Annotated in this window: 7 protein-coding genes; 3 read left to right on the top strand and 4 right to left on the bottom strand. The window is 37.1% G+C overall.

From position 1 onward, the window contains the following. Window positions 1-143 precede the first annotated feature (143 nt). Window positions 144-2,843, top strand: a complete 2,700-nt coding sequence (locus PGH12_RS11675; protein WP_267596750.1) for a fibronectin type III domain-containing protein — start codon at window positions 144-146, stop codon at window positions 2,841-2,843. A 108-nt stretch (window positions 2,844-2,951) separates the two neighbouring features. Here PGH12_RS11675 and PGH12_RS11670 read toward each other — a convergent pair whose 3' ends face one another. After that, on the bottom strand, window positions 2,952-5,183 hold the full coding sequence (locus PGH12_RS11670; RefSeq protein ID WP_267596751.1) for an outer membrane beta-barrel protein: 2,232 nt from the start codon (window positions 5,181-5,183) through the stop codon (window positions 2,952-2,954). A 216-nt stretch (window positions 5,184-5,399) separates the two neighbouring features. Between PGH12_RS11670 and PGH12_RS11665 the strand changes: the two genes are divergently transcribed. Beyond that, window positions 5,400-6,785, top strand: a complete 1,386-nt coding sequence (locus tag PGH12_RS11665; RefSeq protein ID WP_267596752.1) for a mercuric reductase — start codon at window positions 5,400-5,402, stop codon at window positions 6,783-6,785. A 171-nt stretch (window positions 6,786-6,956) separates the two neighbouring features. Here the strand turns inward: PGH12_RS11665 and PGH12_RS11660 are convergent, their stop codons facing one another. From PGH12_RS11660 to PGH12_RS11650, 3 genes are all read right to left on the bottom strand, one after another. Further along, a complete protein-coding gene (locus PGH12_RS11660; protein ID WP_267596753.1) occupies window positions 6,957-9,968 on the bottom strand; it encodes an Eco57I restriction-modification methylase domain-containing protein in 3,012 nt (1,003 codons plus the stop codon). Window positions 9,969-10,076: 108 nt separating this feature from the next. After that, on the bottom strand, window positions 10,077-12,344 hold the full coding sequence (locus tag PGH12_RS11655) for an aconitate hydratase (protein ID WP_267596754.1): 2,268 nt from the start codon (window positions 12,342-12,344) through the stop codon (window positions 10,077-10,079). A 298-nt stretch (window positions 12,345-12,642) separates the two neighbouring features. After that, entirely contained in the window at window positions 12,643-15,423 is a 2,781-nt protein-coding gene (locus tag PGH12_RS11650) for a bifunctional aconitate hydratase 2/2-methylisocitrate dehydratase (protein WP_267596755.1), read from the bottom strand. A 389-nt stretch (window positions 15,424-15,812) separates the two neighbouring features. Between PGH12_RS11650 and PGH12_RS11645 the strand changes: the two genes are divergently transcribed. Further along, window positions 15,813-16,553: a WG repeat-containing protein gene (locus tag PGH12_RS11645; RefSeq protein ID WP_267596756.1), complete on the top strand. Its 741-nt coding sequence runs from the start codon at window positions 15,813-15,815 to the stop codon at window positions 16,551-16,553. Window positions 16,554-16,586: the final 33 nt, after the last annotated feature.

The raw sequence follows: 16,586 nt of genomic DNA, 5'->3' as shown, positions 1-16,586 counted from the left end.
GCTTAATATTGAATCAATATCTAGAAATGATGATAAGTGTTTATTATTATAGTCATTATTTTGATTATAATATTGATTATTTAAGTTTTATTTAATTTTAATGAAAATTTTTTTATATTTGTTTGAAACTAATTCAAACTTATATGAAACATTTTTACAATCTAATTTCTCTCCCGAAAAAAATCACTTCGTGTGTGAAAAATCTGGCATTGGGTGTCGCATTGCTTTCTGCGGGAAATATTTCTGTGAAATCTCAGATCTGGACCATCAATGTATGTTCTGGTATGCCGGGTTCTACGCAAAGTAATACTTATGGGCCGATGTACACCACAGCCACGGCAAATGCTACCAACAGACTTACCTCTATTTATCCGTCGTCGCAGCTTACAGGAATTGCTTCGCAAACGCTGACCAGTATTTATTTTCATACAGGAGCTGGCAATGCTGGAGGAATTTTGGGTACTCCAAATCTTAAGGTTTATCTGAAAGAGGTTTCCAATTTAGATTGGGGATCAGGAGCATTGGATTGGGCAACTGCATCTACCGGAGCGACGTTGGTGTTTGACGGTAATCCTGCGCCTTTTGTTGGTACTACCGGCGGATGGAAGCAAATTCCTTTGTCCACTACTTTTGCTTACTCCGGAACTCAAAATTTAGCTCTTTTTGTTGAATATAAAAACCCTACGGCAAGTAACGCTGTCTCATGGTCTTACGAATACACAAGCCCTTGTGTAAGCGGCTCAAGTTCTGGTCTGGAAACTAAATACAGTAACAATACCACAGGAACATTACCAACATCACTGGCTTCAACAAATTCCAGAAGGCCATATATTGGTTTTGATTATCCTGTTCCTTGTCCAGCGCCAACAAATATTGTGACTTCTGCAGTTACTCAAAACAGCGTAAATATCAGTTGGGTTGCGGGCGGATCAGAAACTTCTTGGGACTATTCTATTCAGGCAGCCGGAGCGGGAGTTCCTACGACATTTGCCAACTCAACAACCAATACATTAAACCCTACCACACTTATACCCAATACTAACTATGAGTTTTATGTAAGAGCAGCTTGTGGTGGAACCAACGGTAACAGTTTATGGAAAGGTCCTTACACTTTTAAAACATTGTGCGGGCCTGCAACTTCTATGTTTGAAAATTTTGACAGCTACGCAACAGGAAATATAGTTCCGGATTGTTGGGCAAGAATAGTTGGAGGAAGCAACACTGCTCAGACGATCAGTTCGGCAACTCCTGCATCAGGAACAAGAAATCTTTATCAGGTGACATCCAGTGCAGCGAATGCTACGGTTGTAGTTCTTCCGGAATTCAGTAATATAAACGCCGGAACGCATTGGTTAAGATTTAAAGCTAGAACTACCGTTGCTCCAGGATCTTTGGATGTTGGTTATGTTACGAATATAGCAGATGCTTCTACCTTCGTTAATATTCAAACTTTAAATATTTTAAATACATCTTACACGGCTCAGGATGCAGAATACAGTGTAATTGTACCATCATCGGTTCCTGCAAATGCAAGATTGGCAATCAGAAATAGCGGAACATCCACAGCCGGACACTATTACGACGATGTGTACTGGGAAGCAAAACCTTCATGTATTGCACCTGCCAATATTGTGACAAGTAATATCACGTCAAATTCAGTTAATCTACAATGGAATGCCTCTGTAAGTACTCCTGCAAATGGTTATGATATTTATGTAAGCACTAATAATGTTGCTCCCACTTCGTCTACTACTCCTACATTGACGGGTGTATCCTCAACTTCTCAGCTTGTTGGCTCACTTAGTCCAGCTTCGAGTTATTATGTATGGATAAGATCAAGATGTTCAGCTACAGATTTCAGCAGTTGGAGTACTCAGATTGTTACTTTTTATACAAATTGCCAGGCTCCGGTGATCACTTCCACTACTGGCGCAACTGTTTGCCCGAATCAGCCTGCAACATTATCAGCAACTGCAGGAAGCGCAGTAATGAATTGGTATAGTGCATCTTCGGGAGGTACATCATTAGCAACCGGAAATACATTTAATACTCCAAGTCTTAGTACATCTACAGATTATTGGGTTTCTGCTGCGACTCCTACCACAGGATACATAGGATTGCCTGCTCCGATCTCTACAAGTGGGAACTCTGGTGTAGCAAGTTTGGGATTAATCTTTGATGCCTTGAGACCAATGACCATAGAAACCGTTGATGTTTATCCTATGCACGCCACCAACACATCCGGAACTATAACGATTGAGCTGAAAGATGCTTCTAATGCTACACTTCAAACAATTACCGCAAACGTTACAGTAAGTGTTGCAGGAGCGCTAAATACAGTTCCGCTAAATTTTGCTGTACCCGCAGGAACAGGATATAAACTTGTGGTGACTGGTAAATCAGCTACCATTTCAAACTTCTTGAGAGAAAGCGAAACTTCAAATTTTAACTATCCATACACTTTTCCGAGTGTCTGCGTGATCACAGGATCTACCACTACTGGTTACTACTATTATCTGTACAACTGGAAGATTGCATCAGCATGTGAATCAGCGAGAACCATGGTTACTGCTACAGTAGATACCAACTGCCTTTCTACTTCAGAAATTGATAAAAAAGATTCGGTGAAAGTGTATCCAAACCCATTCTCAGAATTTATAACGATCAATAAATATGATTTAGTAAAAACAATAATTATCAGTGATCTTTCAGGTAAATTGATTAAAACAATCAATAAGCCAGAATCTGTTTTGAGATTGCAGGATTTATCAGCAGGAATGTATATTCTTCAGCTTGATATGAAAGATGGTACTAAACAGACTATTAAAATCATAAAGAAATAGTTTTATAATAATTTCTAAATAAAAAGATCGGCTCCGAATTTATTCGGAGCCGATCTTTTTCTAGAAGTAAGTATAATTATTTATAACTTATCACTCATTACTCATATTCTATTGCCCTTGCTGTAAAACACCACCGGCTTCTTCTTTTTTATTATTAAGGATATTCTGATCTTCTTTGGCCAGTTTATTCTTTGTAGGAATTTTATAATTCACTGAAAGACCAAAATTTCGGCTGTCATATTTTGTTCTGATGAAAAGACTTTCGCCACCTGTCGGGTTATTGGTTCTGATCTGCATTACCTGACCGTTCAGAATATCGTTTCCGAAAATAGAAACCGTCAAACGGTTATCCATAAATTTTTTGGTTAAAGTAATATCTACAGAATTATTGAATGGTTTTTCTGCAGTGAAATAAAAATATCCTGCTCTCGGCGTCAGATAACTGTAATTTGCTGTTAGCTTAATATCTTTTGGAAGGAGAATCTGAGTCATTAGATTAAAAATCCAGAAACCGTTGTTCTTTAAATTATCAATATCATGTTTCTGATAACCTGCATACAGATACATGAAATTTATCTTGTCAGGATTAAAATCAAACTTCATGATCTCGCTCAATGGCTTTGTAAAAATCATAAACGGAATAGGAAGTCCGACATTAAAATTATGAATTTTCATATTAGAAATATTCACCTGTTCGTTAAAGATGCTTTTGCCTTCTCTTCTGATGATCTGCGCCACCTGATTTTTCGCATTACTCACGCTGTACCCAATAAACGCATAATCAAATGCTGAAATTTTCACTTCGTAATTATCAAAAATCGTCGGTTGAAGAAAAGGATTTCCTGTCACCTGAGTATTTGGACCCTGAAAAGTATTGTTGTTTGGGTTTAGGGCAGAAATACTGGGCAGATTGATCTTCTTATTATAGTTCGCCAATGCGTAAACCTGTTTCATCACGTTGTATTGTACGCTTGCGTTTGGGAAAATTTTAAACTTTTTAAAAGGAATCAGATTTTCCTGAATAATTGTGTTGGAACTATCTCTTCGGGTAATTCCCGAAATATCGTAGTTTTCAGCTCTTGCACCCGCGATAAAATCAAATTTTTTCAGTTTTGCCTGAAACTCAAGATAAGTGGAAGCGGTTTGTCTTTGATATTCAAGATTGGTTAGGCCTTTACTTTCAGTATCAAAATTTTGCTTTTCATATAAACCTCCAAAACTCACTTTGCCTTCATCAAGAATTTTTAAAGGTTGAGAATAGTCTACTTTAAAGTTGGCGATTCTCATATCTGAACTGTTTTCCAAAACACTACCGGCGCTGAAGTCATAAGGTTCACCAAGATTGCTGTCTGTAAAGAAGCCGGTTCTGAAGATATTATCCTGTCCGAATTTACTGTCAGATTTTGTATATCCAAACTGGAAATCAAGCTTTTTAGATTTATCATCTGCAAACCTTTTCTGGTAAGTCAGTACGCCTTCCTGTCTAAGATTGTTGGTATCTGCGGCATCAAGAGCATTAAATCTCACTTCTCTATAAACGTCAGGATTTTTTTTTGTTAAAATATCGGCCAAACCATTGCTGGAAGTGTAATTATCATTCTTGTTATGGTAAATGTCATAATTCAAAAGTAATCGGTCTTCGCCAAGATCAAAAGTAAGTCCGGATTTGGCAAAATAACCTCGCCCGATTCTGTCGGTGTTGGCAAACATCAGATTATCTTGGTTAGAATTGAGATTACTTTCTCTGTAATTTTGCCCCACGCTCAATTGCCAGCCAAAGAGTTTGTTTCTCGCATTTAAGTTTAAAGAGTTGCTTGTACGGCTTCTCAGTTTGTCTTCATTAGAAAAATTATAGTTTCCGGAGTAGGTTGCGGTCAAATATTTATTCGCATTCTTATTGGTGATAATATTCATGATCGCACCGCCGGAAGTAGCAGGAAATTCTGCGCCTGGCTGAGTAATCACTTCTATTTTCTCAACAGAATTGGCAGGCATTCCTTCCAGAAAAGAATTAAGCTCATTGCTGCTGATATTTAAAGGCCTCCCATTGAGATAGACATCAAGTATTTTTCCCTGATACATCATCCCTGCAATATCTGTGGCGACAAGACCCGGAAGTTTTTTAATGCCTTCCAGAACATTACCGTTGTTGAGGTGAGCCTGCTCCGAAAAATCAAAAATTGTACGATCGGCTTTTTGCTCAACGGCTTTTTTGGTTTTCGTCATCACCACACCTTCAATTTCCTTTTCTTTAATTTTAGAATTTGTAGTTTCATTCGTTTGTTGTGCTATTACCATCGCCGACAGCAATACAGAAAGAGAAAGTAGGATTTTCTTCATTATGGGATTTACTTTAATCTGTTAGACGCATAAAGATTGATTTTGTTACACAGAAGAGGAGAAAACGGTTAAGAAAACAGCAGGATAAAATATTTATTTAGTTACAACTATTTTATGATTTAAATAAACTTTCATATCTTTTAGCAATTGAGGCATAAAGGAATGGTAATTGAAACGTTGAATGAATTCCTTTTCACTAAATAAAATATCAGAATAATGATAAAAAAAGATGCGATCATCATCGGTTCCGGACAGGCAGGAAATCCGCTTGCCATAAAATTAGCTGCGGCAGGCTGGAAAACAGTTTTAATAGAAAAATCTGAAGAAATGTTGGGTGGTGTCTGCGTCAACGTGGGATGTACACCGAGTAAAACATTGATTGCGTCCGCTAAAATAATGCATACTATAAAAACTTCCGATAAGCACGGAATTTCTGTATCAGATGTAAAAATGAACTTCACAAACACTCAGGAAAGAAAGGAGGTGATTGTAAAGGCATCGAAAAAAGGTTTAAAGAAAAATTTATGTGAAGCAGAAAATCTGGAAGTGGTATTCGGAACAGCATCTTTCAGCGGAGAAAAAACCATTTCTGTTGATCAGGGAGACCAGAAAACCTTGGAATTTACAGCACCGTGTATTTTTATTAATGCGGGGTGCAGACCTGCAACTCCGGAAATCAATGGTTTGGAAACTGTGAAATGGTATAATTCTACCGGAATACTGGAGCTGAAAGAAATTCCCAAAAAATTGATCGTCGTTGGAAGCGGTTATATTGGTCTGGAGCTAGGGCAGATGTACAGTCGTTTCGGAAGTGAAGTGATTATTGTGGAAAAGCAGGGGCAAATCATGGCTAATGAAGATGCTGATGTCGCAGAAGATCTGCAGAAGATATTAGAAGATGAAGGGTTAAAATTCTACCTTAATACCAATGTCGACAAAGTAGAGGAAAGCAAAGGCGAAATCACGGTAACGATTACCAAAAACAATGAAAAAGAAAAAATAAAAGGAACTCATCTTCTTGTCGTAACCGGAAGAAAATCAAATGCCGACAGCTTAGATCTCGACAAAGCGGGTATCATGACCGATCAGAAAGGCTATATTACGGTGACTGAAGCATTAGAAACAAATATTGATGGCGTTTATGCATTGGGCGATATCAAAGGTGGGCCTCAGTTTACACATGTTGCTTATAATGATTACGTGGTAGTTTCGGAAAATATTTTAGACAAAAAAAATATTTCTATTGAAGACAGAGTTATTCCTTACACGATGTTTACGGATCCGCAGGTTGGTAGAATTGGTCTTTCTGAAAAGCAGGCCAAAGAAAAAGAACTGAATTTTTCAGTAGTAAAAATTCCCGGAAAGCGAATCACAAGAGGAATAGAATCTGCCACAGTTCAAGGATTATGGAAAGCAATTGTAGATAAAAAGACCGGACAAATTCTAGGTGCCGCCATCATCGGCAGCGAAGGCGGAGAAATCGCAACTGTGATTCAAATGGCGATGAAAGGTAATATTCCTGCCAAAGACCTGGAGAATTTTATGTTTTCACATCCTACTTATTCTGAATCTCTTAACACCCTTTTTGGTGAGCTGGAATAATTTATCATAGTTGTTAGTTATAACTTTTTACAAGATCAGTCTAAAGAATTTCTTTGTTTGAAACTATGAAACTTACATAAAAAATATAGAGAAATTGATGAGTTGCAGTGAATATTGTACACCTTTCACGAAAGCAATTTGTTCAATCTTTATATTTTCTAATCTGTTTCACTAATCCTTTTCTACAATACGGATTTCCTCTTCTGTCAAACCATAGAGTTCATACACCATTTGATCGATTTCGGCATCGGTTTTTGTGATTTCAGATTGCAGGGCGGTTGCTATTTGCTGTTCTTTAATGAAATAATCTTCGAGTTCTGCTTTTTGGGAAAGCGTAAGTTCCACTTTTAGTTTTTTAAGTTCTGTAAGGTAATCTGAAAACGGTAATTTGTACCAGCCTTCCAGTTTTTTGCTGAGTTTTTCAAGTGAAAACTCACGTTTTACATTTCGTTGGAATTTCCCGTTGACTTCCTGCAATTCTTTATTGAGGGAAAGCATTTGGTCGGCTTTTGCGATGAAAGGTTGCTGGGATTCTAAAGGAGTTTTTTTGATAGGTAATTGACTTAAATAAGTTTTTTTTACTTCAGCAAATAGTCTTCCTTTTTCTTGAGAAATATTTTGATAGTATAAATTCAAAATTTTGCTATTTAATAGTGATAATAAATATCTAAGATCAAAATCTTTATTAAGCAGTCCAACATTATAAACATTATTTAGATTTATTCTTTTATTTAAGTCTAAGTTACATATGAGAGAATCAGCTGTTTGTCTAATGATAATCTTTTCCTCAAAAAATGGCGCTGATTGTCTTGGTTCTGCCAGCCAAACACCATAACTTAAATACATTTCTGGTTCACTTAAAAATTTATATCTGTGGAAGTCTTTTCCAATTATACAGGGAATATATGATTCATCGACTTGGTAAATTGCTGTAAAATTTTTATTTATCACATCGCTTTCAGATTGCATAGGTTTGCCTTTGCCTTTTTGATATGGTTTAATACCTACAATTATGTTCGCTATTTGTGATAAATCAACAAATTCTGCGTTTTTAAACTTACTGAAATTAAGTAAACCTGAATTAATATTATATGTTTTGTCTTCATTTATGATATCGTTGATTTCAAATAAATCTATTTTTGCTTCCACAGCTTCATGTAGATTTTTAAAGTTAGATATTTCTACTTTTATGTTTTCTGAAGATTTTTTCATAATCCATGAAACAGCATCTCCTATATCAGCGTCATTAAATACCTCGTAAGAATATTTTGCGATGGACAATAAGCAAAATTGTTGGAGGAAATTTCGCAGTTTTCTGAAATAAAATTGAGAAAGGAAAGTTGCAGGAGTGATAAAACCTAATAAACCATTTTGTTTCAGAATTTTAATCCCTTGTTCGTAAAATAAGACATAAGTATTTACTTGATATTCAAAAACACTGAAAGTACTTTCTAAGTATAATTTTTCGAAATCATTAAGATATGCTCCATACGGCGGATTCCCAATCACCACATCAAAACCACCTTTCACAAAAACCTGCGGGAATTCCTGTTCCCAGTTGAAGGCTTTGTCACCTGCAATTGCAGGGTTGTCTATCAGAGAGTTTCCGCATTTGATGTTGTTGTTCAGGTCATTGAGTTTTCGGTAAGGCTGGGCAGTGCGCAACCACAGCGAAAGCTTGGCAATCTCTACCGATTCTTCATTGAGATCTACGCCAAAAAGATTGTTTTCCAGAATGCTGTTTTCAATATTCGGGAAAACAAAACCGCCGCCCAGAAGTTTGGTTTCCAGCTCATCAAGATATTGGTGTTCTGCCATCAGGAAATTCAGGGCTTCATTCAGAAAAGCACCGCTTCCACAGGCAGGATCAATGATGGTTATTTGAAGAAGCCAGTCTCTGTACGTTTTGAGTTTCAGCAAAAGTGCTTCTTTGGTTTTTGTCTGTCGTTTTTTATCCGTAAAATACTCTTCGTCTACAATTTTTATCTCAGCTTTCTTTTCTGTGCAGAGTTTCCCAACGGTATTTTCTACAATGTATTTTGTAATGTATTTCGGGGTATAAAATACGCCGTCTTTCTTACGTTTGGTTTTTGATTTATCAATGACTTCGCCGGCAAGCTGAGCTTTAATTTCATCAATTTCGTTAAGGGAATTTTCAAAAATGTGACCCAAAATATTCACATCTACTTCACTTTCAAAATCGTATTCTGCAAGTTTTAAAGTGTGAGTATAAAGTATCTGATCGTTAATTTTTATAGTATCGAGAATTTCATCGGGTTTAAATAATCCTCCGTTGTAGGCAAATACATCAAATTGTTTTCCTTTGAATCCGGTATTCAGGTAGGTAAAATATTTCCTGAATCTGTCGTAAAGCGGAACGTATTCATCAAGATCACGCAGTTTGTCCCATTGCTCAAGGATCATCCTCACCGAGTTGGGTGGAAGTAAACCGCTGTCTTCACCGAAAAATAAGAATAGAAAACGATCGAGCAGTTTTTGAGATTTTTTAAAGAGCTCGAGCTGATCAATCTCAGGATTCAGCACCAGCAGATTCTGAAAAAGTTCGCGCTTGAAAAGTGAATAGTCTTTATACAGCTTTTTAGTAATCACATCTTCCTGACTGAGAGACTCTTCCTTTATTTTCGCGGGAATATCTGCTGAAATATTCTGGAAAGCGAGGCAGAGATAGAGCAGTTCAAAATCTTCCTGCGTAAGCTCAAAAAGATTAAATTCTAAATGCTCGATGGCATTGTCTATATAAAATCTGAGTTTCTCAAAATTGGAAGTGATCACATATTTGCAGTCTTTCTGATTGTTTTTGTATCCGAAAGCCTGGTCTTCTATTTTAGAAAGATCTGTTGTATTAGTTCCTTTCAGCTCAATGATCCCGGCTACTTTACTGTTGATAACAATAGCTCCGTCAGCTTTTTTGCTGTCTTTTACGTTTTTATATTCTGTAGTCAGATTAAAATCTGGCACAGGGTTTTTGATGTAGCCTAAAACATTCACAAAAAGATCAATAAGAAACTCTCCCTGATACTGTTCTTCTTTAGAATTTCTAATATTTTCCTGAATTACAGGATTGTGAAAATGCTGATGAAAAACTTCCCATTTCTGCTGAAGTTCTTTTGTGTTTTGAGTCTTTAAATATTTGTTGATGATCGTTTTCTGGAAAAGCGGCATATCTTGTGTCTATGCCGTAAAGATAATTATTTTAAACAAAAATTCCGCCCGAAAAAATCGGACGGAATGATATTAACTTTTTAATTTTATCTTAATAAAACTATATGATTAATTCTCCTGTTGCTTAATCAAATTTAAGGCAGAACCTGCTTTAAACCAATCAATCTGCTGATCGTTATACGTGTGATTTGCCAAAACAATGTCTTTCGTTCCGTCTGTGTGAATGAATTCTAAAGTCAGTTGTTTTCCCGGAGCAAACTGATCCAAATCAAGGAAATTGACCACATCATCTTCCTGAATTTTATCATAATCTGCTTCATCAGCGAAAGTCAATCCCAGCATTCCCTGTTTTTTCAGATTGGTCTCATGAATTCTTGCGAACGATTTTACAAGAACCGCTTTTACACCAAGATGTCTCGGTTCCATCGCGGCGTGTTCTCTTGAAGAACCTTCACCATAGTTCTGATCTCCCACAACAATAGAAGGAATTCCCGCAGCTTTGTAAGCTCTCTGTACAGCAGGAACTTCACCATAAGTGCCGTCTAACTGGTTTTTCACTTTGTTGGTTTCCATGTTGTAGGCATTTACAGCTCCGATCAACATGTTATTTGAAATATTATCTAAATGTCCTCTGTATTTCAGCCACGGTCCGGCCATTGAAATGTGGTCAGTCGTACATTTTCCGAACGCTTTAATTAAAACTCTCGCTCCCGTAATATTTTTACCATCCCAAGCAGGGAATTCTTCCAATAACTGAAGTCTGTCAGAAGTTGGACTTACTTTTACTTCAACATTTGACCCATCTTCTGATGGCGCTTGATAACCATTGTCTCCAACGTCAAAACCTCTTGAAGGTAACTCAGAGCCGCTTGGTTCATTTAATTTTATCTGCTCGCCGTTTTCAGCTGTTAAAGTATCGGTAATTGGATTAAAATCTAATCTTCCTGAAATTGCAATCGCTGCCACCATTTCCGGTGAAGCTACGAATGCGTGAGTATTCGGGTTTCCATCTGCTCTTTTCGCAAAGTTTCTGTTGAAAGAGTGAATGATTGAATTTTTTTCGCCTTTATCAGCGCCTTCTCTATCCCACTGCCCGATACAAGGTCCGCAGGCGTTGGTGAAAATTCTTGCATTTTCAAATTTTCTGAAAGAATCTAAGAATCCGTCTCTTTCTGCAGTGAATTTTACCTGTTCTGAACCTGGATTGATACCTAAAATTGCTTTAGGTTTTACTCCTTTTGCAACTGCATCTTCAACAATAGAAGCAGCTCTTGATAAATCTTCATACGAAGAGTTGGTACAAGAACCGATCAGTGCCCATTCTACTTCAATTGGCCATCCGTTTGCGACTGCTTTTTCTCTGAATTCTGATACTGGAGTTGCTAAATCTGGTGTAAAAGGTCCGTTCAAATGAGGAGCCAATTCAGATAAATTGATTTCAATAACCTGATCAAAGTATTGTTCCGGATTTGCATAAACTTCTGCATCACCTGTCAAATGTTCAGCAACTTGATCGGCAGCATCTACCACATCCTGTCTTCCTGTTGAAGCCAGATATCTTCTCATAGAATCGTCATATCCGAAAGTCGAAGTGGTAGCACCAACCTCAGCTCCCATATTACAGATTGTGCCTTTTCCGGTTGCAGAAAGAGACTGAGCTCCTTCTCCGAAATATTCTACGATACAGCCTGTTCCGCCTTTCACGGTAAGAATTCCTGCTACTTTCAGGATAACATCTTTTGCGGAAGTCCAGCCAGACATTTTACCGGTCAATTTTACACCGATTAATTTAGGCATTTTCAATTCCCAGGCCATTCCTGCCATTACATCAACGGCATCTGCACCACCAACTCCGATGGCAACCATTCCTAATCCTCCTGCGTTTACAGTATGTGAGTCAGTTCCGATCATCATTCCTCCCGGGAATGCGTAATTTTCTAAAACAACCTGGTGGATAATTCCGGCTCCCGGTTTCCAGAAACCGATTCCGTATTTATCACAAACAGAACCCAAGAAGTTGAAAACCTCAGAGTTCTTATTAATACCTTCCTGTAAATCTGATTCTGCGCCTACTCTCGCCTGAATCAGGTGATCTGCGTGAGCGGTTGAAGGCACGGCAACTTTAGGTTTCCCGGCTTGCATAAATTGTAAAAGAGCCATCTGAGCCGTTGCATCCTGCATCGCCACTCTGTCCGGAGCGAAATCCACATAAGAATTTCCTCTTTCATGTTCTTTTGTTGCGTTTCCTTCCCACAGGTGTGTGTAAAGAATTTTTTCTGAAAGCGTCAACGGTTTTCCTGTAATTTGTCTTGCTGCTGCAATACGTTCAGGATAACGTTCGTACACTTTTTTGATCATGTCAATGTCGAAAGTCATATCTAATTTATTTTTTCTAATTCCAGTAAATTATCCGATTTATATTTAATAAAAACGGATCATACTCATTTCCATCAAATTCTGTTCCTTCAATCAACATAAAGGATAATACTAATGAATCACGAGCATGTTTTATTTCTATCAAGTTATGAATAAATAAAATTTCAGTTATTGATTTAAGTCAAAATAATTTTGATTGCGGCTTAAATAGAAATGTTCTAAACAAAAAAATGGAAGACTTCGCAAGAAATCTTCCATTTTATATATAACAAAGTCTTTCGACTAAATTTAAAATCTATTAGTGACCAACGGTAACCAATTCTTTGATAGATGGAACAAAAGTCGTTAAGTCAATACCTTCAACTGCTGCTTTGTACTCTGCAATATTAGGAATTCTACCCATAATTGCTGAAAGCACAACAACAGGAGTTGATGCCAATAAAGATTCTCCTTTTTTGCGCTCAGAATCTTCAACTACTCTTCCCTGGAAAAGTCTGGTAGAAGTTGCTAAAACAGTATCTCCTTTCTCAGCTTTTTCCTGGTTACCCATACAAAGATTACATCCCGGACGCTCAAGATACATCATGTTTTTGTACTCAACACGTGCTGCACCTTTTGGAGCATTGTCGTCAAATTCAAAACCTGAATATTTCTCTAACAATTCCCAGTCACCTTCAGCTTTTAGCTCATCGATGATGTTGTAAGTAGGAGCTGCAACAACAAGTGGTGCCAAGAACTCAACTTTACCGTCTCTTTTTTCGATATTTCTTAGCATTTGAGAAACGATTTTTAAATCGCCTTTGTGAACCATACATGATCCTACGAAACCAAGATCAACTTTTTTGTCACCTCCATAATAAGTAAGGTCTCTGATCGTGTCGTGCGTATATCTTTTAGAAACATCTTCGTTGTTTACATCTGGGTCAGCGATCATTGGCTCAACAATCATGTCTAGATCAACAACTACTTCTGCATAATAACTTGCATTTGAATCCGGAGTTAAAGCCGGTTTTTCACCAGATTTGATCTCTGTAATTCTCTTGTTCGCTTTGTTGATTAATCCCTGAAGAACCTGATTGTGATTATCCATTCCTTTGTCGATCATGATTTGGATTCTGCCTTTTGCAATTTCCAATGATTCGATCAAAGTATCGTCTTCAGAAATACAGATTGACGCTTTTGCTTTCATTTCTGCAGTCCAGTCTGTGAATGTAAATGCCTGATCAGCAGGAAGTGTTCCGATGTGAACCTCAATAATTCTACCCTGGAAAACATTTTCTCCTCCAAACTGCTGAAGCATTTGTAATTGAGTTGCGTGTACCACATCACGGAAATCCATGTGGTGTTTCATATCGCCTTTGAAAGTCACTTTCACAGATTCCGGGATTGGCATTGATGCTTCACCAGTCGCTAAAGCCAAAGCTACCGTTCCTGAGTCAGCTCCAAAAGCAACACCTTTTGACATTCTTGTGTGTGAATCTCCACCAATGATGATTGCCCATTCGTCAATCGTAATATCATTTAGTACTTTGTGAATAACGTCAGTCATTGCGTGATATTCGCCTTTCGGGTCTCTTGCAGTGATCAAACCGAAATCATTCATGAATTTCATCAATCTAGGAATGTTTGCCTGAGCTTTTTTATCCCAAACCGAAGCAGTGTGACATCCAGATTGGTACGCACCATCAACGATTGGAGAAATCACCGTCGCAGCCATAGATTCTAATTCCTGAGCAGTCATCAAACCGGTTGTATCTTGTGAACCAACAATGTTTACCTCAACTCTTACATCTGAACCAGCATGCAAAACTTTTCCAGGAGCTAAACCAACAGCATTTTTATTAAATATTTTTTCAACAGCCGTAAGACCAACACCTTCTTTTGTAATTTCTTTTGATGGAGCGTAAACCAAAGGAATTTCAATTCCTAAAATCCCTGAAGCCCAAGTCTGCAATTTTTTACCAAAAACGATAGCGTAAGAACCACCCGCTTTGATGAATTCCATCTTTTGCGGCGTAAATGATTTGGAAATATCTTTCAATTCCTGATCGCCGTTGTATAATTTTTTAGTCTTTGTATTAATCGTAAGAACAGTTCCGGTTGCTACAGAATAAACTTCCTCAAGAATAGGTTCGTTGTTTTCGTTACGGATCACATTACCTTCTGCATCCAGCTTTTTCACCCAGTTCTGAAGGTCGATGCCAATTCCACCGGTTACATCAACCGTAGTCAGGAAAATCGGAGAAATACCGTTTGTTCCCGCTACAATCGGAGCAATATTTACGAATGGAATATAAGGGCTTGCCTGCTTACCTGTCCAAAGTGCAACGTTGTTTACACCAGACATTCTGGATGATCCAACACCCATTGTACCTTTTTCAGCGATCAACATGACACTTTTGTCAGGATGTTGTGCCTGCAAAGCCTGAATTTCTTTCTGAGCTTCAGGAGTCATCATGCATAAACCATGAAGTTCACGGTCTGATCTTGAGTGCGCCTGATTTCCCGGAGACAATAAATCGGTAGAAATATCACCTTCACCAGCAATATAAGTAACCACTTTAATTTCTTCCGGAGCTTCGGGAAGTTTTGTAAAGAAGTCTGCCTGTGCGTAGCTTTCAATAATTTCTTTTGCGATTTCGTTACCGTTGTGGAATGCTTCTTTTAAACGATCAGTGTCAGCTTCGTAAAGGAAAACCTGAGTTTTTAGAACGTTTGCAGCTTCTTTAGCAATATTAGCATCATTACCTAAAGCTAAATCCAACAATACCTCGATCGAAGGACCGCCTTTCATGTGAGATAATAACTCAAATGCAAAAGCCGGAGATATTTCTTCTAATACGGATTCACCTAAAATGATTTCTTTTAAAAATTGAGCTTTCACACTTGCCGCGGGAGTTGTACCCGGTAAAGTGTTGTAGATAAAAAATTTCAGAGAGTCTGCTCTGTATTCGTTATTTTTATCCTTTATTTGTGTAATGATAGCGCTTAAAAGTTCTGCAGCATCAATTGGTTTCGGGTGAAGACCCTGAGTTTTTCTTTCTTCAATCTCTTGGATGTAATCCTGATAAATATTCATAAATAGAAGTTCTTTTTTTTCTAAGTTAATTGCAGATTTTAATCGTGATCTGATTTGACCTATTTATTATAATCTGCATCATTTTTAAATATATAAGTTACATTCAGTCCCTAAAGTGAGAAAATAAGGATTTCTGCTGAATAAGTAAGTGGCATACAGAATGGTCTGTTTCTGTCACAAGAACTCTCTTATAGAAAACGATTTATCATCATTTTGAGCCAATAGAGAACAAAAGATGTCTTTAAGCCGTTTCGAAATTATCATTCATTTAAAAATGTGTCCAAAAATACGAATTTTTAACATTTTTTCAAGATTAAATTATTTAGATTCTATATAAATATGAATTTTATATTTTCTATTTTTGGCAGATATTTTGAACACAACCGGTTATGAAGAAAGTTTTTGATGTTATTTTTATCCTTTTGTCTCTAAGTCTGTTTTCGCAGTCTAAAAGTTTAAAGAATAATAAAACAAAACATCCTACAATTAAGGCTCCTGAAAGTAATCTCATTGCTCTTAAAGAAAATGTTCCGCTGCTGATTCCTCAAAAAAAGAACGATAGCTACGGATATGTGAACCAGAAAGGCAAATTCATCATCACACCGGAATATCATATTGCCATGTTTTTTGCTGAAGACTGTAATCTTTTAAATTCTACTAATCCTAAAGCTAAAAAATTTGGTACGTCAAAATATGCTACCGTTGAAAAAAACAATATTTCTTACAGGATCGATCAAACCGGTCGGAAAGTCTATCAATACAGAAATGAAGATTTAGGAAGATGTCAGACAGCGTTTACAAAGCAGCTTTTCCACGCCTATATTTTAAACGGTTTGTACGGAGTAATTGAAGATTCAAAATTTAGCAACCCATCTGATCATTCACAGTTTAGAATTTATCCGAAATATCAATATTTACATATCTTGGAGAGCGATGATCTTCTCAATCCGATGATTGTGGCTTCTCACAAAGATAAATTTGGTGTCATTGATGTCAACAATAATATCATTATTCCTTTCGAATATTCCGATATAAAAAGGAATTACAGTTGGAAACTGGGAAAAATGTTCGAAGTTACCAAAGACGATATCAACTATTATTACATTGATACCGATAACAAGTCTTATTAATTTGGAAGATCATTAAATTTTTGTAATTTCGCG

Origin of the sequence: Chryseobacterium sp. CY350, assembly GCF_027945075.1 — a bacterium.
Classification (GTDB): domain Bacteria; phylum Bacteroidota; class Bacteroidia; order Flavobacteriales; family Weeksellaceae; genus Chryseobacterium.
This window is presented reverse-complemented; position numbering and strand designations above follow the sequence as displayed.